A 25,414-nucleotide genomic window follows, 5' to 3' on the forward strand; every position below is an offset into this window, starting at 1 on the left:
GCCGGGACGAGTGCGCGCGAGCCTCGAGAGGAATGCGGCATGCGAGAACTGCGTGAGTACGGTGCCTGGGCGGTCATCGCCGGTGGGTCGGAGGGTGTGGGGGCGTGCTTCGCCCACCGGCTCGCCGACGCCGGGGTCAACCTGGTCTTGATCGCCCGCAAGCCGGGCCCGCTGGCACAGGTGCAGGCCGAGGTGCAGGCGAAGGGGGTGCAGGTGCGCACCCTGGCCGTCGACCTCGCCGCACCCGGCTCGGTGGGACAGATCGTCGAGGCAACCGCCGGCCTCGATGTCGGCATGCTGATCTACAACGCGGGCGCCAACAGTCACGGCGGGGAGTTCGTCGACGGCGATCTCGACGGCTTCCGGACGGTGCTCGACCTCAACGTGTCCACCCCGCTGGCACTGGTCCATCACTTCGGGGCGGCGATGAAGGAGTCGGGTCGGGGAGCGATCGTGCTGGTCGGGTCGATGAACGGATATCTCGGCGCGGTGGGGCAGAGTGTGTACGCGGCGTCCAAGGCGTTCGGCCGGATCTTCGCCGAGTCGCTGTGGCTGGAGCTGCGCGAACACGGTGTCGACGTACTGGAGCTGGTTCTCGGGGTGACCCGCACCCCGGCGATGGAGCGGGCCGGACTGAACTTCGACATCCCCGGCATGATCGTGAGCGAGCCCGACGACGTCGCCGCGGAGGGGCTCGCGCATCTGGCAGACGGCCCGGTGTGGGTGGTCGGCGAGAACGCCGGACACGTCGAGGCCCGCAACGGTGCCGATCGCGCCACCATCGTGCTGCGCGCACACGAGATGATGCGTCGGCTCGTCCCCCGCGCGGATGCGCCGCGATGAGTTCGCCACCGCCGAAGGTGGGGGTGGCATCCCCGATCGTCACCCGCTATCCGGGAGCGCACGGCGAGTGGGAGGCCGGCGCCGGGATCGCCGAACTCGCCGCGATCGCCGCCGACGCCGATGCGCTCGGCTACGACTTCCTCACCTGCAGTGAACATGTCGCGGTTCCGGTGGAGGTGGCCCGCGAGCGCGGCGGCACCTACTGGGATCCGTTGTCGACCTTCGGGTTTCTCGCCGCCCGCACCCGCCGGATCGGGCTGGTCACCCAGGTGCTGGTGCTCGGCTATCACCACCCGCTCGAGATCGCCAAACGCTACGGGACCCTCGATGAGATCAGCGGGGGCCGCGTCACGCTCGGGGTGGGGGTCGGATCGCTGCGCGAGGAGTTCGACCTGCTCGGCGCCTCCTTCGACGACCGCGGTGCCCGCGCCGACGACGCGATGCGCGCACTGCGGTCATCACTCGGCCGGAACGTGGTGGAGTTCCACGGCCGATCCCACGACTACGTCGACATGGTGGTCGATCCCTGTGCCGCGCATCCGATTCCGCTCTGGGTGGGGGGACGGACGCGACGCTCGCTCCGGCGTGCCGTCGAACTGGGCGACGGGTGGCTGCCGTTCGCACTCGGTGGCCGGGAACTGGCCGCGATGCTCGGCGAGTTCGATCTGCCCGCCGGCTTCGACGTCGTCCTCGCCGTCGGCGGGCTCGATCCGATCGGTGAGCCGGATCGGGTCCGCGACCGGATCGGCCGCCTCGGTGAGGTCGGCGCGACCCGGGTCGTCGCCGGGTTCACCGCCGATTCGGTCGACCACTATCGCGAGCAGCTCGTCGCGCTCGCCGACATGTACGCGCTGGAGGCGATGACACCATGACCGACGATCTCGTCGCACGTCTTGCGGCACTGGAGAATCGACTGCAGTCACTCGAGGACGAGCGGGCCATCCGTGACCTGATCACCTCGTACGGGCCCCTCGTCGACGACGGCGACGCCGCCGCCGTCGCCGACCTGTGGACACCCGACGGTGTCTACGACGTCGACGGCTGGTTCATGGACGGGCAGGGCGCGATCGCCGACATGGTGAACTCCCCTGCGCACCAGGGGATCGTCGCGACCGGATGTGCACACGTGCTCGGGCCGGTGCACATCCGGCTCGACGGCGACACCGCGGTCGCCGTCGGATACTCGCTGCTCGTGGTGCGCGACGACAAGCGATTCCTCGTCGCCCGGGCCACCGCCCACCGCTGGGAGCTGGCCCGGACCGACACCGGCTGGCGTGCGCAACGCCGGACCAGCCGGGCACTCGACGGCAATCCGGAAGCACATGCACTGGCGGCCGAAGTGATCCGTGAGTCCCGCCAGGTATGACACCGGTCAGGGTTTCGGCTTGTCTTGTCAACGGCCGGTTGCTGATTGAGTCGGGACCGAGCCGGATGGGCGAGGACCCGTGTCGAAATCTCTGCAGCGTGGGCTGGGTGGTGACGACGTCGGAGGTGGGCACGTTGGCGGGTTCGGCTGTCTGAGGTTTCGACTCGTCTCGTCGCTTCGCTCCTCGTCGGCTCAACCATCAACGGAGCGTTGCTGATCGGGGCGGTCGCGTTGGTGAGTTCGGCCGTCGGAGGTTTCGACTCGTCTCGTCGCTTCGCTCCTCGTCGGCTCAACCATCAACGGACTGTTGATGATCGGGGTGGTCACGTTGGCGAGCTCGGCTGTCTGGGGTTTCGACTCGTCTCGTCGCTTCGCTCCTCGTCGGCTCAACCATCAACGGCCGGTGGCTGTTTGGGTGAGAATCTCCGGTTGATGATTGAGCCGGGACCGAGCCGGATGGGCGAGGACCCGTGTCGAAATCCCCGCAGCGTGCATCGGGTCGTAACCGCGTTGGAGGTGGTCATGCCGGCAAGTTTAGCCGCACTGAGTACGACGGGGGCATACCCTCATCACGGTAGACAGACTGGTCGTTCTGGCAACTGTACGCCGAGTGTCCGCCGGGCGCCGGGACTCGGCCCGGGGCGGCGGCGCTGCTGCCTCGCCGGGGACCCGTGACCAAAACTGGAACGTGTTCTAAACTAGAACACGTTCACACTTTGGAGAGCGAGGACAATGTGGCCGTCGACCAGGTAGTTCGGGCGCAGATCGCCCAGGATCTGTGGGATGCGGAGAGGTCGGCGTCGGCGATCGGTCGGCCGTCGGACGTGTATGCGGGTCTGGATGTGGTGGATGCGTATGAGATCCAGTTGATCAATGTTCGTCGGCGGTTGGGTGCGGGGGCGTCGGTGGCCGGTCACAAGGTGGGTGAAGCACCCCAGGTTTCGTGCCACCTCGTTGGTGGGCTACCTGCTGGTAGTGACCCCAGCATAGTAGGCAGCCTCGTACTCGTTGGGCGGGACCAAGCCGATCGACCCGTGCAGCCGAGTCGAGTTGAACCAGTCGACGTAACCCAGGGTCGCGTATTCGACGTCCGAGAGGTCCTTGTAGGGCCCAGCGTGGAACACCGTGGTCTGGATGCACTCGGTCTTGTACAGGCCGTTCGTCGACTCGATCAGCGCATTGTCGTAGGCGTCGCCCACCGATCCGATCGACGCGGTGATCGATTCCAGATCAAGCGTGCCCGTCAGGGCCGACGACGTATATTGCGAACCCGCATCACTGTGATGGATCAACTCGCCCGCCACCACCGGCCGACCTTCCCGCTCCCGCTCCGAGAGCGCCATCCGAAGCGGAATCATCACCAGCTCAACCGTTTTCGACGTAGACGCATGCCACGCCACGATCTTGCGGGAATACACATCGAGGATCAACGCGACATACACCCAACCCCGCCAGGTCCGCACATAGGTGAAATCGGTGACCCACACCCGGTTCGGGGCCGGCGCGGTGAACTCCCGGTTCAACAAGTCACCAGCCCGTTTCCCACCCGCTGCAGGGATCGTCGTCCGAATCTTCGTACAACGACGAATACCGTTGAGTTCCAACACCTTCATCGCCCGATCAACCGATCCGACAGACACCCCCGGCAGGCACGTCCGGTGCAGCAGAGCACGCATCTTCTCACGCCCGTACAGCCCTTCGGGCGTCAGCCGACGCCGCCCACGATCATCGGTCCGCCAAGCGATATCACGAATCCTGTCCACCGTCACCGCATCGGAATGGGTGCGTCCGGCAGGCCGACGCGACCGCCAGGCCCGATAGGTGCGTGCGGCGATCTGACAGCCCTGCTCAGACAGGACTCGGCAGATCGACTCGACCGCAACACCTTTGGTACGCATCTCATCAATGAAGCTGATGATCATCGATTGCGGGGGTCGAGTTCCCCCACGAAGAAAGACGTCGCCGCTTTCAACACCTCGACGTCCTCACGCAACCGCTTGTTCTCGGCCTTCAAACGCTTCAGCTCGGCGAGCTCGGTACTGCTGGCCCCGGGCCTCCGGCCCCCATCGACCTCGGCCTGCACCGCCCACCGGCGCACCGTCTCTTTACTCACTCCGAGTTTCTTCGCGATCGCTGCAGCTGCTGCCGTCGTCGACGAGTACTCCCCGCCATGCTCGGCCAACATCCGTAACGCACGAGCCTTGACCTCGGGATCAATGTTCTTCGGCATGTGCTCATCCTTCCTGACTCAAAAGGAAGCGGCACGAAACCCCGGGGGATTCAGGGTCTGGCGTCGGAGGCGATGCAGAAGATGATGGGGGTGGATGAGCCGGATTATGGTCATCTGCTCGATGAGATGCGGTTTTTCGAGTCGGTGCCGGTGGATTCGTCGCGGTTGTGTTTTCCGCGGGTGGAGGTGGAGGTGGGGTTTGTCTTGGGGGCGGATCTGCCGGGGGCGGGGTGTACGAATGCGGATGTGGTGGAGGCGGTGGAGTGGGTGGTGCCGGCGATCGAGTTGATCGATTCGCGGATTCGGGATTGGGAGATCACGTTGTGCGACACGATTGCGGATAATGCGTCGTCGTGTGGGTGGGTGTTGGGGGAGGGTCGGGTCCCGATCGGTGAGATCGCGGTGGCTGATGTGGATGCGGTGTTGCACCGTAACGGTGAGGTCGTGGCGGAGGGGAATTCGTCGGCGGTGTTGGGGGATCCGTTGACGGCGGTGGCGTGGTTGGCGCGGAAGGTGGAGGGTTTCGGGGTGCGGTTGCGTGCGGGTGATGTGGTGTTGCCGGGGACGGCGACGCGGGCGATCGATGTGGTGGCGGGGGATCGTTTCGTGGCGGAGTTCGCGGGGTTGGGTTCGGTTTCCCTCGACTTCATCTGACCATCTGCGCCGACCAAGAGACGGCGAATTCATATGACCGACAACAAGATTATGGACTTTCATTTCTAGGAGGTGGCCCGTGGCGGCATTGACTGCGGCGATTATCGGATCGGGCAACATCGGTACCGATCTGATGTACAAGTTGGAGCGTTCGGAGGTGATCGAACCCCGCTGGATGGTGGGGATCGACGCCGACTCCGAAGGCATGAAACGTGCGGCCGACCACGGCCTGATCACGATGAGCGGCGGCGCCGACGAACTGCTCGCGTCGTCGGAACGTCCGGACCTGATCTTCGAGGCCACCTCGGCCTACGTACACCGTGAGTACGCACCGAAGTACGAGGCGGCCGGGATCGTGGCGATCGACCTCACCCCGGCGGCCGTCGGCCCGGCGGTGGTCCCGCCGGCCAATCTGCGCGAGCACCTCGACGCGCCCAACACCAACATGATCACCTGCGGTGGTCAGGCGACCATCCCGATGGTCCACGCGGTGAGCTCGGTGGTCCCGGTGCCCTACGCGGAGATCGTGGCGTCGGTGGCGTCGGTCTCGGCCGGACCGGGTACCCGCGCCAACATCGACGAGTTCACCCGCACCACGTCGAAGGGCATCGAGACCATCGGTGGTGCCACCCGCGGCAAGGCGATCATCATCCTCAACCCGGCCGACCCGCCGATGATCATGCGCGACACCATTTTCTGCGCGATCCCCGACGATGCCGACACCGATGCGATCGCCGAATCGATCCACAAGCGGGAGAAAGAGATCCAGTCGTACGTACCCGGCTACCGGCTGTTGCAGGACCCCCAGTTCGACCCGCCGAGCGTCCTCAACGGCGGACACGCACGCGTGTCGATCTTCGTCGAGGTGGAGGGGGCGGGCGACTTCCTGCCGCCCTATGCCGGCAACCTCGACATCATGACCGCCGCGGCCACCAAGGTGGGCGAGGAGATCGCCAAGCAGAAGATGGGAGCGAGCGCATGAGCACCGACCTGATGGCCGACGCGCGTAAGTATTCCGACACCCTCGACATCCGGATCACCGACTCGTCGCTGCGCGACGGTAGTCACCACAAGCGCCACCAGTTCACCGAGGAGGAGGTGCGCTCCATCGTCGGCGCGCTCGACGACGCCGGTGTCCCGGTGATCGAGGTGACCCACGGTGACGGACTCGGCGGGTCGTCGTTCAACTACGGTTTCTCCAAAACACCTGAGCAACAGCTGATCAAGGCAGCAGCAGAGACCGCCAAACGGGCCAAGATCGCATTCCTGATGCTGCCCGGTCTGGGTACCAAGGACGACATCCGCGCCGCCCAGGACAACGGCGGCCAGATCTGCCGGATCGCTACGCACTGCACCGAGGCCGACGTGTCGATCCAGCACTTCGGACTCGCCCGCGACCTGGGACTCGAGACCGTCGGCTTCCTGATGATGAGCCACTCGCAGCCGCCGGAGGTGCTCGCGCAGCAGGCCCGGATCATGGCCGACGCCGGATGCCAGTGTGTCTACGTCGTCGACTCGGCCGGAGCACTCGTGCTCGAGGACGTCACCGTGCGCGTGCAGGCCGTCGTCGCCGAACTCGGTGACGACGCGCAGGTCGGCTTCCACGGGCACGAGAATCTCGATATCGCCGTGGCCAATTCGATCAACGCGATCCGGGCCGGTGCCCAGCAGATCGACGGGTCCATCCGACGCTTCGGCGCCGGGGCGGGCAACACACCCACCGAGGCCTTCGTCGGTGTCTGCGACAAACTCGGCATCACCACCGGCGTCGACTTCATGAAGATCGCCGACGCCGCACAGGATGTGGTCCGTCCGGCCATGCCGAGCGAATGCCTCGTCGACCGTTCGGCGATGATGATGGGCTACGCCGGTTGCTATTCGAGCTTCCTCAAGCACGCCGAGGGACATGCCGAACGCTACGGGGTCTCCGCCGCGGAGATCCTGATCGAGGCAGGCAACCGCAAGCTCGTCGGCGGACAGGAAGACCAGCTCATCGACATCGCACTCGAGCTCAAGAAGAAGGCCGACGCGAACGCCGGAGTCTGAGTTCCCATCACACCGATCACGGCCACGGCCGGTTGATGATCGAGCTGGAGCAACTTCGCTGATTGAGCCGGGACCGAGCCGGAAAGGTGAGGACCCGTGTCGAAATCTGGTGAGTCGACGGTGTCGGTGACCACCTCTGAGGTGGTCGGGTTGGCGAGTTCGGCTGTCTGAGGTTTCGACTCGTCTCGTCGCTTCGCTCCTCGTCGGCTCAACCACCAACAACCAGTGGATGATCGAGCTGGAGCAACTTCGCTGATTGAGCCGGGACCGAGCCGGAAGGGCGAGGACCCGTGTCGAAATCTCTGTAGCGTGGGCTGGGTGGTGACCCAGCTCTGAGGTGGTCGGGTTGATGACTTCGGCTGTCTGAGGTTTCGACACAGGTCCTCGCGATGCTCGGTCCTGGCTCAACCACCAACGCTCAGTTGATGATTGAGCCGGGACCGAGCCGGAAGGGGGCTGTTGCAAAATGGGGTGGCCCGGTTTTGGCGCCTGTCGCACACCCATTCTTGGGGTGTTGTAGACGATAATGGGTTGGTGGCCAGGGGATATCGACCAGTCGACCGTGATCAACAGTATCTGTTGCCGCCGAGTATGCGGGAATGGTTACCCGCTGACGATCCGGTGTGGCTGGTCATCGATGCGGTCGCCGGACTCGATACCAAGAAATTGCATGCCCGCCGATCCGTCGGTGGTGTGGGCCGGGCCGGTTATCACCCCGACATGTTGTTGACGTTGCTGATCTGGGGATGGGCCCAAGGCCAACGATCCTCCCGGAAACTGGAACGGTTGTGTCACCGCGATATCACCTACCGCATCATTTGTGCTGGTGACGTCCCCGACCACGTGACGATCTCAAGGTTCCGCGCCGAGTGCGCCGAGGTGGTCGAGGACCTGTTCACCCAGGTCTTGATGTTGTGTGCACGGGTTGGGATGGTCGAGTTGGGGGTGGTGGCCCTCGACGGTGTCAAGATCGCCTCGAACGCCTCGTTGGGAGCCAACCGCACCGAAGCCGGCCTGCGTAAAGCACTGGCCGCCGAAGCCGCCCGCGCCGCCGCCGAACACGCAGACACCGATGCCGACGAGGACACCACAGACGGTGACAGTGGTTCTGGTGACCAACTACCGGCCGAGTTGGCCGAACCCAGCATCCGGGCACAACGGATCGCTGATGCCCTCGCCCAGATGCCCACACCCGCAGTAGATCCGATTGAACGGGCCCGCTCCGAGGTTCGCGTGCGGGAGAGCTCGTATGCGCGGGTCGCAACGATCCAGCAGGAACGGATCGACCGCTGGTATCAGGGCCGGGTAGGACGTCCGCCGAAACCGATCGATGAAGCCGTGACGGTCGTACAAGCCCGTGCCCGACTCGATGCGGCGATCACACGTGCCGAGCAGGCCGTCGCCGCTGCAGCATCCGACACTGGCGCCAAATTGGATGGGCCGCAACGTAATATGACCGACCCGCAGTCGCGGTCGATGCCGATGCGTGGGGGTGGGTGGGTTCAGGGTTACAACTGTCAGGCAGTGACGAGTTCGGATGGTGTGATCATCGCGGTCGAGGTTTCCAACAATCCGTCTGATGGTGCGATGTTCGTCGGTATGAGTAAACGGGCTGTTGCGGCTGCCCAGGTGATCGATGCGGCACGACCAGAAGGGGCCGACGCCAACGGTATTGGTGTCATTCTTGCCGATGCCGGGTATCTGTCCGAGGAAGCGTTGACTGCTGGGGGTCCTGACCGGCTGATCGCGACGGGAAAGTCACGAGAGCTCAATCGCACCGCCCGTGACCAGCCAACTGTTGGTCCACCTCCCTCCGATGCCACCCCGGTTGAACAGATGGCTCACCGGTTGGCCACGGTTGAGGGTTCCGCGCTGTACCGGCAACGGAGTCATATTGCTGAGACACCGTTCGGGCATGCCAAACACAATTTGGGTTTCCGTCGATTCACCAGTCGTGGACAACGCCGTGCGACAGCGGAATTCACGTTCCACGCGTTGACTCAGAACCTGTTCAAGGCTTTGGGGGCAGGTCGTCTGGTTCCTACTGCTGCTTGACCGGCACCGTGGGGGCACCCCTCACTGGTGCCGCCGGCCGGTGGTCGTCGGGGGCCGAGGATGGAGCGGTACCCGAAGTCCATTTTGGAACAGCCCCGAAGGGCGAGGACCCGTGTCGAAATCTGGTGAGTCGACGATGTCGGTGACCACCTCTGAGGTGGGGTGGTTGTGTTGGCGAGTTCGGCTGTCTGAGGTTTCGACACGTCTCGTCGCTTCGCTCCTCGTCGGCTCAACCACCAACAACCAGTGGATGATCGAGCTGGAGCAACTTCGCTGATTGAGCCGGGACCGAGCCGGAAGGGCGAGGACCCGTGTCGAAATCTCTGTAGCGTGGGCTGGGTGGTGACCCAGCTCTGAGGTGGTCGGGTTGATGACTTCGGCTGTCTGAGGTTTCGATACGTCTCGTCGCTTCGCTCCTCGTCGGCTCAACCACCAATAACCAGTGGATTATCGAGCTGTCCGGCGGGGGTCTTGGCTCAACCATCAATGGGGCGTTGGTGATTGATCCGGGACCGAGCCGAGTGGGCGAGGACCCGTGTCGAAATCTCCGTAGCGCGGCCATGGCCTGTCGCCACCTCGTTCGATGTGCTCCACGTCACTCTGGCTGCTATCCTAACAAGAATTCATTTCAATTTTGAAGGTCGGGCGGCGGGGGCCGGCCGGGTTGGTTCTTGGAGGCACCATGAGCGTCATCGACACCGGCACACGGCGTGACCTGCCGCCGTCCATGCTGGAGCGGATGACCCTGATCGTCGACGCCTTCGACGGTCCGACGCAGCGGCTCACCCTCGAGGAGGTCGCCGACCGCACGCGTCTGCCGCGGTCGACGGTGCATCGCATCCTCGACCAGCTGGTTCGGCTCGACTGGATGGAGCATGTGTCGTCGGGCTACCGGATGGGGCGGCGCGCCATCGGATTCGGTGGCCACGCCGGTCACACACCGTTACGGGAGGCCGCCGCGCCGATCCTGCACGACCTGCACATCCAGACCGGGATGGTGGTGCACCTGTCGGTGCTCGACGGTGGCGAGAGTTTCTACCTCGACAAGATCGGCGGGCGGGCGGCCACATCGGTGCCCTCGCGGGTGGGTGGCCGCGTCCCCGCCTACTCCACCGCCTGCGGCAAAGCGGTGCTGGCCTGGACCGATCCCGAACGGGTCGACGCGCTGTACCCAGAGCAGCTCAACCGCTACACCGGGCGCACCATCCCGGATCTTCCTGCGCTGCACCACGAACTCAACCGCATCCGACAGCGCAACGGCCTGGCCTTCGAGTACGGTGAGTCGTTGCGCGGGATCGGTTGCGTGGGTGCGGCCGTCCGCGGCCGTCCGCGGCCCCGACGGTCCGGTGGCGGGCATCTCGCTGTGCGGTGATGAACAGCCGCTGCGGCTGAGGCAGGTGGCGCCGCTCGTGGTGCACGCGGTTCGCGTCGTCACCCGCGCCCTGTACCCCGACGCGATCGGCCGGCGCCGCGCTCGTGACCAGGTGGGCCCACCGGTGGCGGAACCGGGGTCGGCGTGGCCGCCGAACACCCTCGACCACCTGCTCGCCGACCCCTGCCAATGGCTGTGACACCAGACGACTACTGTTCGCGAAGGGGTCCACAGAAGACCAGGAGGATGACCGGTGCCCAGGATCGCCGAGGTCAGGGATGCGGCCGAACCGAATTCGGAAGGCCAACGGGCACGCCATGTCCGCATGCTCGCGGCGGCCTCGGAACTGGCCACCGACCACGAGCTCGCCCGGGTGCAGATGCAGGAGTTCGCCAGGCGCGCCGACGTGGCGATCGCGACGCTCTACCGCTACTTCCCGTCCAAGACCCACCTGTTCGTCACGGTGATGCTCGAGGAGATCCGCCACATCCAGGAAGCGCTCGAACGCAGGCCGCCCGACGGTGTGGTCGGCACCGATGCGATCTATGCGGTGCTGGTGCGGGCCACACGCTCGCTGCTGCGGCGACCGCTGCTCGCGAATGCGATGATCCAGTCCAACGCCACCGCGAACTCGACCGTGGTGCCCGACACCGCGAAGGTCGAGCAGGAGTTCTGGGCGATCCTGCTGACGGCCGCCGGGGTGAGCGAACCCACCGACGACGACAGCACCGCCGTCCGGCTGCTCACCCAGTTGTGGCTCGGTGTCCTGCAGTCATGCCTCAACGACCGCATCACCGTGCCCGACGCCGAGGCCGACATCCGGTCGGCCTGCGATCTCCTGCTGGTGCGGATGTCGGTGCACACCACCGGCTGACGAACGACGGTGTGCACGGACCGGCTCACGCCTGGATTCGGTGCCGCATGATCTTCCCGGTTGCATTGCGGGGCAACACCTCGTCGGTGATCCGCCACTGCGTGGGAACCTTGAAGTAGGCCAGCCGTTCGGCTGCGAACTCGCCCAACTGCTCCGGGGTGACCTCGGCCCCGGGATGCAGGACCACCACCGCGGCCACCTCCTGGCCGAGATCGGGGTGGGCGACCCCGAGGGCGGCACACTCGGCCACATCCGGGTGCTCGTCGAGGCACTGCTCGATCTCGGTGGGATAGATGTTCTCCCCGCCGCGCAGGATCAGATCCGACCGGCGCCCCGACAACCGCAGACGCCCGTCCTCCATCAAGCCGTGATCGCCTGTGCGCAACCAGCGTTCGGAGTCGATCGCCGCACGGGTCGCCGACTCGTCCTCCCAGTACCCGAGCATCACGAACGGGCTGCGGACACACACCTCGCCCTCGACTCCGTCGGCGACGGGGACTCCCAGCGGATCGCGGATCTCGACGTCGACGGTGATGATCGGCCGGCCGAGCGTGCCGGGAAAGGCGGCGATGTCGAGCGGGGTCGCCACCGACACGGCGGTGCTGCACTCGGTCAGGCCGTAACTGTCGACCAGGGCATTGCGGGCAAAGGCGAAGGTCTCCTGCAACCGCCCCTTGAGGGCGATCGACGACGGCGCCGACGCCAGCGCGAACGCGGTCAGCGACGACAGGTCGAAGCGGTCGGTGTCGGCGACCTCGAGCAGACGTGCCGCCATCGTCGGTACCGCACCCCAGTTGGTGACCCGCTCACGCTCGATGAGGGCGAGCACGGTCTCGGCGTCGAAGGCACCCTGGTTCATGATCACCGCACCGCCGGTCGCCAGGCGCGGCACCACCAGGTTGTGCAGGCTCGCGATGTGGAACAGCGGCGAGGTCAGTAGGTGTCGGGACCTACTCGGGGTATCGGGATCGTATGTGCGCCCGCAGAACTCGTCGATGACCGCGTCGTTGAGGCGTTGATAGTCGACGACGGCGAGCAGGTTGCGCTGCGAGTGCAGGGCACCTTTCGGGCGGCCGCTGGTCCCGGAGGTGTAGAGGATGACCGACGGATCGTCCTCGTCCACCTCGACCGTCGGCATCGGAGAGCCGGTGAACTCGACGATGAGGGCGGGCAGATCCTCCTCCATCGTCAGCACGGTCACCGAGTCGGGGAGTTCGGGCAGTGCGCTCGCACGCTTGGCGTCGACGACGAGGATCGTGGGCCGGCTGTGGTCGACGGCGTAGGCCGTCTCGCGGGGCGTCCACCACGCGTTGAGGCCGACCGTCACCGCACCCAGCGCCTGCGTCGCCCAGAACGCGGTGACCCATTCCGGGGTGTTGGCGGCGAGGATGCCCACCCTGTCGCCGGGGGCGACGCCGTAACGGTCACGCAGTGCGGTGGCCAGCGCCGCCACGGCCCGGGCGTGCTCGAGGTAGGAGATGCGGCGGTCGGCGGTGACGATGTAGTCGGCGGCTCCCCAGCGCAGCGACCGCGGCAGCAGGTCGGCGACGGCGCGCAACCGGTTCTTCATCACCGGGATCGCCGGACCCAGGACGGGTTCGGTGACCAGCTCGAAGGCGCCGTCCGGGCCGGTCAGACGGGCCATCGCCTGCCCGAATGCCACGGCTGCGTCGGTGGAAGCGGTCATGGTGAGCCTTTCGTCGGGGATGCGAATCCGCCACAAAATCTCACACCCGAGACGCTCACGGCGGCCGGTACCACATGAGTGGGACCTGGCCGGTGAGAAAACTCGGGACGGTCCCGAACGTCACGTCGAAACCGTTATCCGCCACCACTTTCAGACCAGGACCGGCCTCGGCCGGTGCGGCTACATCCCGGCCGGCGGATGGCCGAGGCAGAAGATGGCGCCCATCGGGTCCTTGAGCGCGGCGAGCGTGCCGTAGGGGGTGTCCTCACCCGCCATCAGGATCTCGGCGCCCAGTTTCTCGGCGGCGGCGACGGTGGCACGGACGTCGTCGACGCAGATGTACACCTGCCAGAACGACGGCACCTCGGGTGGGTACATCCCGGCGGCATCCATCACCCCGGCATAGGCGGTGTCACCGAAGAACAACTGCGAGTAGCGATCCGGGCCGGGCTGATCGGGATCGGACTTGGCGATCACCTCGTCGGTGCGGGCGCCGACCACCTCGGCGTAGTACGCCAAGGTCTTGTCGTAGTCCTTGCTGTGACACTCGAACCAGTACGGGGAACCGTGCACACCCCACTCGGTGAACCCCTTGTGCTCGTTGGGCTTCCAATAGCTGATGGCGGCACCGGCGGCGTCGAGGGTGACCATCATCGTCCCGGCGGGGCCCACCTCGATGGGCGGTACGACGACGGTTCCGCCCGCGGCCTCGGTGTTCTTCGCCGTGGCGTCGAGGTCCTCGGAATGCAGATACACCGACCACACGTTGGGTGGTCCGCCCGCCTCCTGCATGTATGGGCTGAGCCCGGCGACATACCTCCCGTGGGTGGTGAAGTTCTGGTAGCCGCCCATCTCGGGATTCGGCGGTGCGTCCACGTCCCAGCCGAAGAGTTCGTGGTAGAAGTCGGCGGCCTTCGCCGGATCGCTGCTCATCAGGTCGAACCAGATCGGCGCGCCCAGCGGCGCGGAGTACTCGGACATGGCAGGTCCTCTCGAGTCGGGGTGTGACATCAGGATTGACCTCCAGGGTCGTCGGAACTCATCGGTGTCGCGCGCGAACCCCCGAATTCGCGACATGCGTGAGGAAGTCGCGGGCCGCCCCGGCCTCGGGCCGGTTACCGCCGAGCCACACCGCACGCAACGACCGGCGCAGGTCGACGCCGACGACGTCGACGGCGACCAGTCGTGACCCGACGTCGTCGCGGACCGACAGATCCGAGAGCACGGCCGGCCCGGCACCGGCGATCACCGCCGACCGCACCGCCGCGGTGGTCGACAACTCGAGGACCGGTTGCGGCCGCACGGTGTGCTCACCGAGCGCATGGGCCAGGGCGTGGTCGAGGACAAGGCGTGTGCCCGAACCGAGTTCACGGGTGACCAGCGGGGTGACCGCCAGTTCGACGGCGGTCACCGGACGGCGTCGTCGTCGGGCCCACGGATGGGTGGGCGGCACCACCAGCGTGAGACAGTCCTGGGCGACGACGCGGCTGCGTACGCCCGCCGCCACGGCGGGGCCCTCGACGAAGCCGAGTTCGACGTCCCCGGCGCGGACCATGTCGCAGGCGCGTTCGGTGTTGGTGGCGGTGAACGACACCTTCGGCGGTTCGCCGCCGGTGGTGTCGGCGGCGAAGGACACCAGCCAGCGCGGCAGCAGGTGCTCGGCGATGGTGAGGCTGGCCGCGATCCGCAGCTCCCGGCGGCGCTCGTGGCGCAGGGCGGCCAGACCGGTGTCGAACTCGCCGGCCAGCGCCAGCAGCCGGGCCGCCCATTCGGTGACGATGGTGCCGGCCTCGGTCAGTGTGGTGCCGGTGGGGGAGCGGTTGAGCAACGACACCCCGAGTCGGGTCTCGAGGGCGCGCATCCGCGTCGACACCGCCTGCTGGCTGATGCCGAGTTCGGTTGCGGCAGCATTGAGACTGCCGCTGCGGGCCACGGCGACCAGGGTCTCGAGGGATGCCAGATCCGGCATCCGGGCGGAGAGGGACACCCGGACAGGTTACAACCATCGGTTGTAGCCGTTGCAGAAGATTGGTCTCTACCGGGACGGCGCCCCGACGGCGAGGGTGGAGACATGACCATCACCGCACCGCGACTGCGTGCCGCACGGCGAATCCGGCCCACACCGCTGCCGGTGCGCCCGGAACGCTTCGCCCACCTGCCGCCCAACTGGTTCGCGGTGGTGATGGGCACCGGGATCATCGCCGTGGCCGCCCACGGGATGCCCGGGCATCCGGCCTTCCTGACGCCGGTCGCGGTGGTCTTCTGGGCGCTGGCGTGTGTGGTGTTCGTGCCGGTGGCCGGGGCGACCGCCGTGCAGTGGTTGCGGCACCCGCACATCGCCCGCGGCCATCGGCGGCATGCGGTGACCGCCCACTTCTACGGCGCGGTGCCGATGGCCACACTGACCGTCGGCACCTCGACCCTGGTCGGTGGCTCGACGGTGATCGGGCACGACACCGCGCTCGTCATCGACCTGGTGTGCTTCGGCGTCGGCACGGTCGGCGGTGTGATCACCGCGGTGACCATCGGGGTGCCGCATCTGCTCGGCCGGCGCGGTGACCGCACCGAGGCCTTCGGCGGCTGGCTGATGTCGGTGGTGCCGCCGACGGTGTCGGCGTCGTCGGCGGCCCTGCTGGCCGCGACCGTCACCCCGGCCTGGGCCCGGTGGACGCTGATGGCGGTCGGCGTCGCATGTCTGCTGTGTTCGATCGCGGTGTCGGCGCCGATCCTGGCGATGGTGTTGCGACGGCTGGTCACCGGCGGGGTCGGGGCGGCGCCGATGGTCCCGACCTGGTGGATCGTGCTCGGTCCGCTCGGCCAGTCGGTCACCGCCGCCGGTCTACTCGCCGTCGCACCCGCCGGCCTCGTCGACCCGGCCACCCTCCGCCTGCTCGATCAGCTCGCCGTCGGCTACGCCGTCCCGGTGTGGTCGCTGGCGCTGGCGTGGATCGGGATCGCCGCCGCGGTGACCGCGCACACCGTGCGTTCGGGGATGCCGTTCGCGCTGACGTGGTGGTCGTTCACCTTCCCGGTGGGCACCTTCGTCACCGGATCGAGCGTGCTGGCCGCAGCCACCGGCCTGGCGGTCTTCGCGGTGGTCGCCTGGGTCGCCGGGGTGGCGCTGCTCGCGGCCTGGCTCGTCGTCGCCGGTCGGACACTCGCCGGACTGGCTGCCACCGATGGACGCCCACACCGCTGACGCCCACACCGCCGACGCCCACACCGCCGATGTCCGCACCGCGGGTGGCAGGCTGGAGGGATGACCGAGACACGTTCTGTCCGTGACCGCATCGCGGTGGCCCTGTGGCCGGCGATGGTGGTCGTGGGGCTGCTCATCGTCGCAACCTCCCAGGTCACCTGGGGTTATTCGAATGAGGGAGTGGGCCTGCGGATCGGCGGACTCGGCGGTGTGGGCGCCAGCTCGGCCGCACGTGAGGACGTCGAGGCGTTCTTCGCCGACCACACCCAGCGGCCGGGACTGGTCACCCTGGCGATGGGACTGGTGATCGTGGTGGCCGCCGTGGTCGCCTGGTGGCGGCCGTTGCGCGGCAAGCGCGGCGTGCAGGTGGGTGCCGCGGTGATCGGTGCACTGGCGGCGATCGTGACCGTCATCTGGTCCGCGGTGGTGCTCGCCGACCCGGCGGGCCACCTGTTCAGCTCGACGATCATCGACGCGATGGACCTGCCCAATCCGCTGCTGCAGCCGGGCTGGGGACTGATCGCGACCCTCGTCGTCGGCGTGCTCGCCCTGATCGGTGCGGCGACGGCCGCGGTGTTCGCCGTCGGTGGCCGGCGCCCTGACGACGAATGGTCGGCGATCGGCGCCCCGGACGGCCCCGATCCCCGGCAGTCCTGATCAGCACAGGCCCCGATCGGCGCAGGTCCTGATCGGCGCAGGTCCTGATCACCAGTAGCCGTCGGGATCGACCTCGGGGGACTCGGCCGGGATGATGCCCTCGGCCACACCGTGGTCGATACTCGCCGACAGCCTCGGGCAGGTCCGCATCATCGCCGGGTTGCCGCCGATCCGGCGGATCTCGTCGAGCTCGTCGCACCGTGCGCGGGCGGCGGTGTTCCACTGCACGCTGGTGTGGTGTGGGCTGGTCTTCTTGACCATCACACAGGCATGGCACGACCGGCATTCGATCTCGGTCATCCCGCCGCGCAGATAGTGGTCGCGGTCGCGGGCGGTGGCCCGGTGGACACGGTCGGCCCGCTCGGGATCGCCGCTGAAGTCGGGCGCCTTGGCCCACCCGGTACCCCCGACGGTGGAGACCGTCGGGGTGTCGATGTCGTCGATGGCCCGGGTCATCGGACTCAGACCCGCGTCTCGGTGGATTCGGCCGATTCCGCCGCGGCGGCCGCGGCCTCCTCTTCCTGGCGGCGCCGGATGTTCTCCTGCACCTCGATGTTCCAGCTCTCGACGGCCTTGGTGGTGTCGATCTCGTACTCGAAACGCTGCGTCATCTCGTCGGTGACGTCGGCCTTGTCGACGTAGAACTGCTCGTACCAGCGGCGCAGCTGATAGACCGGGCCGTCCTCCTCGACGAGCAGCGGGTTGTCGATGCGGGTCTTGTGTTTCCAGATCTCGACGTCCTGCAGGAAGCCCACCTCGATTCCGGCGGTGATCTTCTGCGCCATCTTGGCGCCCTGCTCCTGGGTCAGGCCCTCGGGGATCTTCGCCATCACGCCGTACATCAGCACGAACGAGTTGGCGTCGATCGGATAGTGGCAGTTGGTCAGGATGGTCTCCACGGCGTAGCCGCCGTAGTACTGCACCATCGGATTGAGCATGTAGGACGGCCCGTAGTAGGCGGCGATCGACTCCAGGCGGGTGTCACCGTAGGCGGTGCCCAGCGAGATATCCGGGCGCCCATGGGAGTTCATGTACTGGGCGGCGGTCTCACCCTCGAAGACGTTCTTGAAGTAGTCCGGCAGGGCGTAGTGCACGTAGAAGAAGTGCGCCATGTCGACGACGTTGTCGATGATCTCGCGGCAGTTGGAGCCCTCGATCACGATGCGGTTCCAGGTCCAGGCGGTCCACTGATCGGTGCCGACCTCGGTCAGCTCGGGGATGATCGACTCCTCCGGCGGCGCGTTGCCCTCCGGATCGTTGTAGACGAAGACCTGACCGTTGCGGACCATGGTCGGCCACGCCCGGGTCTTGGCGAGCTTGGGATTGCGCTTGGCATAGGGCACGCCTGCGCACCGGCCGTTGCCTTTCCACAGCCAGCCGTGGAACGGGCAGGCGACGTTGTCGCCGCGCACATTGCCCTGCGAGAGGTCGCCACCCATGTGCCGGCAGTACGCGTCGAGGATCTTGATCTCGCCCTGGGTGTCGGCCCAGACGACCAGCTTCGTGCCGAAGATCTCCACCGAATGGGGCTTGCCGTCCCGGAAGTCGTCGACGAGGCCCAGGCAGTGCCAGCCACGTGCGAACCGTGTCGGCGGGGTGCCGGTGTCGATCTCGCGGACCCCGGTGTCGGCTGCTCCGCCCGGTCCCGACGTGTGCTGCGTGATGCTCATCGGATCACTCCTGTACTCGGTGCCGGCGCCGTCCAGGTGGAGATCCACTGACCACCACACAGGGGGCGGTGGGGTCGGCGCGCGTTGGTTGTCATCCTCTCCGGATACTAGAACATGTTACAAAAAACGCACCGGATGTGGGGTCCGAAGGGTTGAATGGGGCAGGAAAGGGTGCAAAGTCCCAGTACTCGACATAAATGAGAACGTGTTCTAGTCTCGGATCCGTACCCGCAAACAACCGGGTGGTGCACACCACACGACGAGAACAGGAATGGGTGACATGCCACGTCAGCGCAGTGAGGCCGCCGAACAGGTCCTGGAAAAGATCAACGCACTGCTGCCGGAGATCGAGCAGCGCGCCCAGCAGACCGAGGATCTCCGACGGATTCCCGACGAGACGGTGTCCAGCCTGGAGGGTGCGGGCTTCTTCCGGCTCCTGCAGCCCGAGCAGTGGGGTGGCCTGCAGGCCGATCCGGTGACCTTCTACGAGGCGGTCCGACGCCTGGCCACCGCATGCGGATCCACCGGCTGGGTGGCCGGCATCATCGGCATCCACAACTGGCATCTTGCCCTGTTCGACCAGCAGGCGCAGGAGGATGTGTGGGGTGCCGACACCTCGGTGCGCATCTCGTCGTCGTATGCACCGATGGGTATGGGCGAGGTGGTCGACGGCGGCTACAAGGTGAACGGCAACTGGGCGTTCTCCTCCGGCTGCGAGATCGCCGACTGGACCTTCGTGGGCGGTCCGGTGTTCAAGCGCGGCAAACCCGTCGACTTCGTCAGCTTCTTGATCCCGCGCTCGGACTACACCATCAAGGACGTGTGGAATGTGGTCGGGCTCAAGGGCACCGGCTCCAACACCCTCGAGGTCAAGGATGTCTTCGTGCCGACCCACCGGGTGCTGAGCATGCGCACCATGGCCGAGTACCGCAGCCCGGGCCTCGAGCGCAACACCGCGCCGGTCTACAAGATGCCGTGGGGCACCATCCATCCCAGCACCATCTCCACCCCCATCGTCGGCATGGCCTACGGCGCCTACCACGCCCACGTCGAGCACCAGGGCAAGCGGGTGCGCGCCGCCTACGCCGGGGAGAAGTCCAAGGAGGATCCGTTCGCCAAGGTCCGGATCGCCGGTGCCGCCAGTGACATCGACGCCGCATGGCGTCAGCTGTCGGGCAACCTGCAGACCGAGTACGACCTCATCCTGGCCGGCGAGGAGATCCCGATGGAACTGCGCCTGGCCGCCCGCCGCGACCAGGTGCGCGCCACCGCCCGCGCCATCTCCTCGATCGACTCGCTCTTCGAGAACTCGGGAGCCGGTGCGCTGAACAATGATTCGCCGATCCAGCGGTTCTGGCGCGACGCTCACGCCGGCCGCGTGCACGCCGCCAACGACCCCGAGCGCGCCTACGTCGCCTTCGGCAACGGGGAGTTCGGGCTCCCCGTCGGCGACACGATGGTGTGACGCGCACCGGATCGCCGATTCCCCACCCACTTCAGGAGCAACAGATGACCGACTGTCCGATCAGGTCCCTCGGCTACATGCGCATCGAGGCGACCGACGTCGCCGCGTGGCGTGAGTACGGACTCAAGGTCCTCGGCATGGTCGAGGGCAAGGGCACCACCGAGGGTGCGCTGTACCTGCGTATGGACGACTTCCCGGCCCGCCTGGTGATCGTCCCCGGCGAGCACGACCGACTCTCGTCGTCGGGCTGGGAATGTGCGAACTCCGCGGCCCTGCAAGAGGTCCGCGACCGATTGTCGGCGGCCGGCGTGGTCTACCGGGAGGCCAAGGACACCGAACTCGTCGACCGCTGCGTCGATGAGATGATCATCTTCACCGACCCGGCGGGTAACACCCTCGAGGCGTTCTGCGGTGTGGCACTGCAGCATCGGCGCATCGTCAGCCCGTACGGCCACAAGTTCGTCACCGGCGACCAGGGCCTCGGGCACGTGGTGCTGACCTGCTCCGACGACAATGCGGCCCTCGAGTTCTACCGCGACGTTCTCGGTTTCTCCCTGCGTGATTCGATGCGACTGCCACCACAGGCCGTCGGTCGCGAGGAGGGCGACGAGGTGCCGTGGCTGCGGTTCCTCGGCTGCAACCCACGCCACCACTCGCTGGCCTTCCTGCCGATTCCCAACTCCACCGGCATCGTGCACCTGATGGTGGAGGTGGAGAACTCCGACGACGTCGGTCTCTGCCTGGACCGCGCGCTGCGCAAGAAGGTGCCGATGTCGGCGACCCTGGGCCGTCACGTCAACGACCTGATGCTCTCCTTCTACATGAAGACACCCGGTGGCTTCGACGTCGAATACGGCTGTGAGGGAAGGCAGGTCGACGACGGCGACTGGGTGGCCCGGGAGAGCACCGCGGTCAGTCTGTGGGGTCACGACTTCACCGTCGGATTCCGCAACGGGTAGCCGTGGACACCGCGACGATGAATGCTGCGACACCCGGGGCCGACGGATTCCACCCCGCCACACCGTTCGGGTCCTCGGACTTCGATTCCCGGCAGTTCCGCACCGCGATGGGGCAGTTCTGCACCGGCGTCACCGTGATCACCACCCTCGACGCCGACGGCCGGCCGGCCGGATTCGCCTGCCAGTCGTTCGCGGCGTTGTCCCTGGACCCGCCGCTGGTGCTGTTCTGCCCGCAGAAGACCTCGCGGACCTGGGCGGTGATCGAGCAGCGCGGGGCGTTCTGTGTCAACGTGCTCGCCCACCGGCAGCAGGATGTGAGCGCCAGCTTCGGTGCACCCCGTGAGGACAAGTTCGCCGGGGTGGCCTGGGACCCGTCGCCGTCGGGGCTGCCGGTGATCCGGCACTCGCTGACCTGGGTGGACTGCACCATCGAGAACGTGACCGACGGCGGCGACCACCACATCGTCATCGGCCGGGCGCAGACGCTCGGAGACGTGTTGCAGGACAAGCCGTTGCTGTTCTACCGCGGCGGCTACCTGTCCACCGAGCATCCGCGCGTCACCCCCGCCCAGGCCGAACTGGAGAACTTCCTGACCTGGACCGGAGGGGATACGTGGTTGTGACGCCACCCGACGGGGTGACCGCCCCGTTCACCGCGGCGATCGCCGAGGCGGAGACGCTGATCGCATCGGCGCCGTTCGTCACCGGCGAGCAGGATCTGGCCGAGGGATACGACTACCTCGCCGGGTCCATCTCGGCGATCCTGCACCTGGTCCGGGCGCGCAGCCTGAGCCACCCGGTGTTCGTCACCTCCACCGGCCCGTATTCCAAGATGGGCCTGGACAATCCGGACACCCTCTACTATCACGCCGACATCGAACCGTCGGGCACCTACCGGGTGCGTGGCCGGCGGGGCACCACCACGGATCTGAGTTTCCAAGTGCTGCGGGGCGACTACTCGCCGACCGAGGTACCCGGCGGTGCCGACGCCTTCGACGACCGCCGTGTCCCGGTCGCCGCCGACGGCGGCTTCGAGCTGACCTTCGGCCCGGCCGAGGCGATCGAGCCCGGCCCGTCGTCGTTCCCGCTGGGGGAGGGGGCCTCGATGCTGGCGGTGCGCGAGGTGTACTCCGACTGGTCCGAACGCAAGGGCGACATCACGATCGAACGTGTCGACACCGTGGGGTCGGCCCCCGACGAGCCCGATCTGGAGCGTGTGGCACGCCGCTACCGTACCGCCGCCAAGATGCTCACCGCGCGAATCCACACCTGGTTCAACTTCCCCAAATGGTTCTATCTCGACGAGCCGGTCAACACCTTCACCCCGCCGCGGCCGACACCCGGTGGGCTGTCCACCCAGTTCTCGTCGGTGGGACACTTCCGCCTCGCCGACGACGAGGCGATGGTGATCACCGTCCCGAGATCCGATGCGCCCTACCAGGGATTCCAGCTCGGCAGCATGTGGTACATCTCGCTGGACTACGTACACCACCAGACCAGCCTGAACTCTGCTCAGGCACAGGTCGATCCGGACGGGATGATCCGGATGGTGGTGTCACACCGAGACCCGGGGATCGTCAACTGGATCGAGACCACCGGCCGGCGCACCGGAATCCTGCAGTTCCGCTGGCAACGCACAGACACCCCGATCGGTCCCGAATCGGGGCCGAGTGCGCAGGTCGTCGATATCGGGGACGTGGCCGCGCACCTGCCGTATCTCGACCACAACCGGATCGACGCCGAGGGATGGGCTGAGCGAATCGCGCTACGGCAGAGGGGTTTTGCTGCGAGGATGTTGGGATGAGCTCAGAGCTGCTCGCAGGCAAGGTCGTGGTGGTGTCGGGGGTGGGACCAGGGCTGGGTAGGTCGATATGCCTGCAGGCGGCGGCCGCGGGGGCTGCTGTGGTGCTGGCCGCCCGCACCGAATCCCGGCTCACCGACATCGCCGCCGAGATCGAGTCCGGCGGCGGGCGATCGCTGGTGGTGCCGACCGACATCACCGACGACGACGCCGTCACCGCCCTGGTGGCCGCGACCCTCGCCGAATACGGCCGGGTGGACGTCCTGGTGAACAACGCCTTCGCCCTGCCGTCGATGAAACCGTTGGCCCGCACCGACTTCGACCAGATAGCCGCCGGACTCGACCTCACGGTGCTCGGCACCCTGCGGGTGATCAAGGCGTTCACCGAAGCGCTCGCCGAGACCGATGGCGCCATCGTCAACATCAACTCGATGGTGATCCGGCACTCCGAACCGCGGTATGGCAGTTACAAGATCACCAAGTCGGCGATGCTGGCGATGTCGCAGACCCTGGCGACCGAACTGGGCGACAAAGGAATCCGGATCAACTCGGTGGCACCCGGATACATCTGGGACGACCAGCTCAAATGGTACTTCGGCGAGGTCGCGACGAAGTACGGCATCACCCCCGAGCAGGTGTACGAGCAGACCGCGTCACGGTCGGACCTGAAACGACTACCCGAACCCGACGAGATCGCCGACGCGGTGGTCTTCCTGGCATCGCCGCTGGCCCGGGCGATCACCGGACACACGCTCGACGTGAACTGTGGGGAATACCATGACTAGTGCGCGGACCAGCGTCGGAACCGTCGACGATCTCCACGAATCAGCCACCCGTGCAACCGGACTCGACGACTTCGGGGACGATTCCTATCGTGAGCCGCTGCAGATCCTGCTCGATTCCTACCGTACCGAGGCCGGTCTCACCGAGGCCGGCAGCAAGATGTTCCGCTTCTTCCTCAAGGGAGCATTGATCGCGCGGCTGCTCAGCGAGGCGTCGTGGCAGGCCAACCCGGGGTACGCCGACGTCGAGATCACCCGGCCGGTCTTCGTGACCGGCCTGCCGCGCACCGGCACCACCGCCCTGCACCGGCTGCTCACCGCCGACCCGGGGCATCAGGGACTCGAGATGTGGCTGTCGGAGTTCCCGCAGCCCCGTCCGCCCCGCGAGACCTGGGCCGAGGACCCGGTGTTCCGGCAGATCAATGCGGGCTTCGAGCAGCACCACGTCGACAATCCCGAGTTCATGGGCCTGCACTACATGAATGCCGCCGAGGTGGAGGAATGTTGGCAACTGCTGCGGCAGAGCGTCATGTCCATCTCGTACGAGTCACTGGCCCATGTGCCGAGCTACTCGCAGTGGCTGGCCGGGCAGGACTGGACGCCCGCATACGCACGGCACCGGCGCAACCTGCAGCTGATCGGATCGAACGACCCCGGCAAGCGGTGGGTGCTCAAGAACCCGAGCCACCTGTTCGCCCTCGACGCCTTGATGGCGACCTATCCGGATGCACTGGTGATCCAGACGCATCGGGCGCCGGAGACGATCATCGCGTCGATGTGCAGTCTCGCCGAGCACGCCACACCCGGGTGGTCGACCACCTTCGTCGGCGAGCAGATCGGGCGATCCCAGCTCGAACTGTGGTCGCGGGGTTTGCGCGAGTTCTCCGCGGCGCGGGCACGATACGACCAGAGTCAGTTCCTCGACGTCGACTTCACCGACCTGCGGACCGACCCGTTCGGCGTGGTCGAGCAGGTGTATGCGGCGCTCGGTACCGAACTGTCGGAGGATGCGAGGGCGGCGATGACCGCCCTCGACGAGGAGAGCCGTTCCGGGGAACGCAAACCCCAGCATCGGTATCAGCTGTCGGATTACGGCCTCGACGAACAGCAGGTCGCGGCCGCGTTCGAGGGAGCGTGACCGTCGAACAGGGGTTCTCGACTCGACTTATATACGGAGAGTGGATGATTGAGCCGGGACCGAGCCTTGTTGCTGATTGAGCCGGGACCGAGCCGGAAGGGCGAGGACCCGTGTCGAAATCTCCGCAGCTGACGTTGGGTGGTGACCACTTCGGAGGTGGTTGCGTTGGTGAGTTCGGCCGTCTGAGGTTTCGACTCGACTTGTCGCTACGCTCCTCGTCGGCTCAACCATCAACTGGGCGTTGTTGATTGAGTAGGACCGTGTCGAAATCTCCGCGGCCGACGTTGGGGTGACCATCTCTGAGTGGTTGGGTCGTCGGCTCAACCATCCACTGGGCGTTGGTGATTGAGCCGGGACCGAGCATCGCGAGGACCCGTGTCGAAATCTCCGCGGCCGACGTTGGGTGGTGACCACTTCGGAGGTGGTTCTGTTGGCGAGTTCGGCCGTCTGAGGTTTCGACTCGACTTGTCGCTACGCTCCTCGTCGGCTCAACCATCAACTGGGCGTTGTTGATTGAGTAGGACCGTGTCGAAATCTCCGCGGCCGACGTTGGGGTGACCATCTCTGAGTGGTTGGGTCGTCGGCTCAACCATCCACTGGGCGTTGGTGATTGAGC

21 protein-coding genes, 2 pseudogenes and 1 other annotated feature are annotated in these 25,414 nt (G+C 66.6%); of the genes and pseudogenes, 17 read left to right on the forward strand and 6 right to left on the reverse strand.

Translation table 11 applies throughout. The features are described 5' to 3' along the window. The first annotated feature begins 39 nt into the window (after nucleotides 1–39). The 3 genes from Q9K23_RS17835 to Q9K23_RS17845 are packed head-to-tail and all read left to right on the forward strand — an operon-like array spanning nucleotide 40 to nucleotide 2,209. Complete coding sequence (locus Q9K23_RS17835) at nucleotides 40–843, forward strand: SDR family NAD(P)-dependent oxidoreductase (protein ID WP_053778527.1); 804 nt, start codon at nucleotides 40–42, stop codon at nucleotides 841–843. Beyond that, nucleotides 840–1,715 (forward strand): TIGR03619 family F420-dependent LLM class oxidoreductase, encoded by an 876-nt coding sequence (locus Q9K23_RS17840; RefSeq protein ID WP_053778526.1) that lies wholly within the window; start codon nucleotides 840–842, stop codon nucleotides 1,713–1,715. The genes Q9K23_RS17835 and Q9K23_RS17840 overlap by 4 nt, the downstream gene beginning before the upstream one ends. After that, entirely contained in the window at nucleotides 1,712–2,209 is a 498-nt protein-coding gene (locus Q9K23_RS17845) for a nuclear transport factor 2 family protein (RefSeq protein WP_020794108.1), read from the forward strand. The genes Q9K23_RS17840 and Q9K23_RS17845 overlap by 4 nt, the downstream gene beginning before the upstream one ends. A 962-nt stretch (nucleotides 2,210–3,171) precedes the next feature. Here Q9K23_RS17845 and Q9K23_RS17850 read toward each other — a convergent pair. After that, nucleotides 3,172–4,439 (reverse strand): IS3 family transposase gene (locus tag Q9K23_RS17850; RefSeq protein WP_152972908.1). Its coding sequence is split into 2 segments (ribosomal slippage): nucleotides 3,172–4,166 and nucleotides 4,166–4,439, totalling 1,269 coding nucleotides; the frame shifts between segments, so codons are not numbered across the junction. After that, nucleotides 4,036–4,170: a sequence feature (AL1L pseudoknot), on the reverse strand. (Overlaps the previous gene by 135 nt.) A gap of 54 nt (nucleotides 4,440–4,493) precedes the next feature. Between Q9K23_RS17850 and Q9K23_RS17855 the strand changes: the two are divergent. From Q9K23_RS17855 to Q9K23_RS17880, 6 genes and pseudogenes are all read left to right on the forward strand, one after another. Then, a pseudogene (locus Q9K23_RS17855) lies at nucleotides 4,494–5,093 on the forward strand (fumarylacetoacetate hydrolase family protein); the annotation flags it as partial. A gap of 79 nt (nucleotides 5,094–5,172) precedes the next feature. Beyond that, on the forward strand, nucleotides 5,173–6,075 hold the full coding sequence (locus tag Q9K23_RS17860; RefSeq protein ID WP_020793224.1) for an acetaldehyde dehydrogenase (acetylating): 903 nt from the start codon (nucleotides 5,173–5,175) through the stop codon (nucleotides 6,073–6,075). Further along, nucleotides 6,072–7,139: a 4-hydroxy-2-oxovalerate aldolase gene (gene dmpG, locus Q9K23_RS17865; protein ID WP_053778615.1), complete on the forward strand. Its 1,068-nt coding sequence runs from the start codon at nucleotides 6,072–6,074 to the stop codon at nucleotides 7,137–7,139. Before Q9K23_RS17860 ends, dmpG begins: the two co-directional genes overlap by 4 nt. Before the next feature lie 429 nt (nucleotides 7,140–7,568). Continuing rightward, complete coding sequence (locus Q9K23_RS17870; RefSeq protein WP_305950223.1) at nucleotides 7,569–9,194, forward strand: transposase; 1,626 nt, start codon at nucleotides 7,569–7,571, stop codon at nucleotides 9,192–9,194. Between the two features lie 682 nt (nucleotides 9,195–9,876). Beyond that, nucleotides 9,877–10,765 (forward strand): annotated as a pseudogene (locus Q9K23_RS17875) (IclR family transcriptional regulator). A gap of 54 nt (nucleotides 10,766–10,819) precedes the next feature. Further along, nucleotides 10,820–11,440: a TetR family transcriptional regulator gene (locus Q9K23_RS17880; RefSeq protein ID WP_020789919.1), complete on the forward strand. Its 621-nt coding sequence runs from the start codon at nucleotides 10,820–10,822 to the stop codon at nucleotides 11,438–11,440. A 25-nt stretch (nucleotides 11,441–11,465) separates the two neighbouring features. Here the strand turns inward: Q9K23_RS17880 and Q9K23_RS17885 are convergent, their stop codons facing one another. The 3 genes from Q9K23_RS17885 to Q9K23_RS17895 form a co-directional block, all read right to left on the reverse strand. Next, nucleotides 11,466–13,127, reverse strand: coding sequence for a class I adenylate-forming enzyme family protein (locus tag Q9K23_RS17885; RefSeq protein ID WP_053778235.1), 1,662 nt, complete (start codon nucleotides 13,125–13,127; stop codon nucleotides 11,466–11,468). A gap of 180 nt (nucleotides 13,128–13,307) precedes the next feature. Next, on the reverse strand, nucleotides 13,308–14,108 hold the full coding sequence (locus Q9K23_RS17890) for a VOC family protein (protein ID WP_020793470.1): 801 nt from the start codon (nucleotides 14,106–14,108) through the stop codon (nucleotides 13,308–13,310). Nucleotides 14,109–14,166: 58 nt separating this feature from the next. After that, entirely contained in the window at nucleotides 14,167–15,096 is a 930-nt protein-coding gene (locus tag Q9K23_RS17895; RefSeq protein WP_053778270.1) for a LysR family transcriptional regulator, read from the reverse strand. Nucleotides 15,097–15,198: 102 nt separating this feature from the next. Here Q9K23_RS17895 and Q9K23_RS17900 point away from each other — a divergent pair, with 102 nt between their 5' ends. After that, on the forward strand, nucleotides 15,199–16,326 hold the full coding sequence (locus Q9K23_RS17900) for a TDT family transporter (RefSeq protein WP_053778236.1): 1,128 nt from the start codon (nucleotides 15,199–15,201) through the stop codon (nucleotides 16,324–16,326). A gap of 60 nt (nucleotides 16,327–16,386) precedes the next feature. After that, nucleotides 16,387–16,983, forward strand: a complete 597-nt coding sequence (locus Q9K23_RS17905; protein ID WP_187343570.1) for a hypothetical protein — start codon at nucleotides 16,387–16,389, stop codon at nucleotides 16,981–16,983. Nucleotides 16,984–17,031: 48 nt separating this feature from the next. Here Q9K23_RS17905 and Q9K23_RS17910 read toward each other — a convergent pair whose 3' ends face one another. Both Q9K23_RS17910 and Q9K23_RS17915 read right to left on the reverse strand, forming a co-directional pair. Continuing rightward, the gene (locus Q9K23_RS17910; RefSeq protein WP_305950224.1) at nucleotides 17,032–17,439 is read right to left on the reverse strand and encodes a hypothetical protein; all 408 of its coding nucleotides are present in this window, start codon (nucleotides 17,437–17,439) and stop codon (nucleotides 17,032–17,034) included. A gap of 5 nt (nucleotides 17,440–17,444) precedes the next feature. After that, entirely contained in the window at nucleotides 17,445–18,653 is a 1,209-nt protein-coding gene (locus Q9K23_RS17915; protein WP_053778271.1) for a Rieske 2Fe-2S domain-containing protein, read from the reverse strand. 280 nt (nucleotides 18,654–18,933) lie between these two features. Between Q9K23_RS17915 and hsaA the strand changes: the two genes are divergently transcribed. From hsaA to Q9K23_RS17945, 6 genes are read left to right on the forward strand one after another with little or no spacing between them, the layout of a single operon-like run. Further along, on the forward strand, nucleotides 18,934–20,118 hold the full coding sequence (gene hsaA, locus Q9K23_RS17920; protein ID WP_020789940.1) for a 3-hydroxy-9,10-secoandrosta-1,3,5(10)-triene-9,17-dione monooxygenase oxygenase subunit: 1,185 nt from the start codon (nucleotides 18,934–18,936) through the stop codon (nucleotides 20,116–20,118). Nucleotides 20,119–20,162: 44 nt separating this feature from the next. Continuing rightward, nucleotides 20,163–21,077: an iron-dependent extradiol dioxygenase HsaC gene (gene hsaC, locus Q9K23_RS17925; RefSeq protein WP_053778238.1), complete on the forward strand. Its 915-nt coding sequence runs from the start codon at nucleotides 20,163–20,165 to the stop codon at nucleotides 21,075–21,077. A 17-nt stretch (nucleotides 21,078–21,094) separates the two neighbouring features. After that, nucleotides 21,095–21,700, forward strand: coding sequence for a 3-hydroxy-9,10-secoandrosta-1,3,5(10)-triene-9,17-dione monooxygenase reductase subunit (hsaB, locus tag Q9K23_RS17930; RefSeq protein WP_053778272.1), 606 nt, complete (start codon nucleotides 21,095–21,097; stop codon nucleotides 21,698–21,700). Then, complete coding sequence (locus Q9K23_RS17935) at nucleotides 21,691–22,881, forward strand: hypothetical protein (protein WP_053778239.1); 1,191 nt, start codon at nucleotides 21,691–21,693, stop codon at nucleotides 22,879–22,881. Before hsaB ends, Q9K23_RS17935 begins: the two co-directional genes overlap by 10 nt. Further along, nucleotides 22,878–23,663, forward strand: a complete 786-nt coding sequence (locus tag Q9K23_RS17940) for an SDR family oxidoreductase (protein ID WP_020789947.1) — start codon at nucleotides 22,878–22,880, stop codon at nucleotides 23,661–23,663. The genes Q9K23_RS17935 and Q9K23_RS17940 overlap by 4 nt, the downstream gene beginning before the upstream one ends. Then, nucleotides 23,656–24,798, forward strand: a complete 1,143-nt coding sequence (locus tag Q9K23_RS17945) for a sulfotransferase (RefSeq protein WP_020789943.1) — start codon at nucleotides 23,656–23,658, stop codon at nucleotides 24,796–24,798. The genes Q9K23_RS17940 and Q9K23_RS17945 overlap by 8 nt, the downstream gene beginning before the upstream one ends. The last annotated feature ends 616 nt before the right edge of the window (nucleotides 24,799–25,414 follow it).

Source organism: Gordonia sp. NB41Y, assembly GCF_030718915.1.
Lineage (GTDB): Bacteria > Actinomycetota > Actinomycetes > Mycobacteriales > Mycobacteriaceae > Gordonia > Gordonia desulfuricans.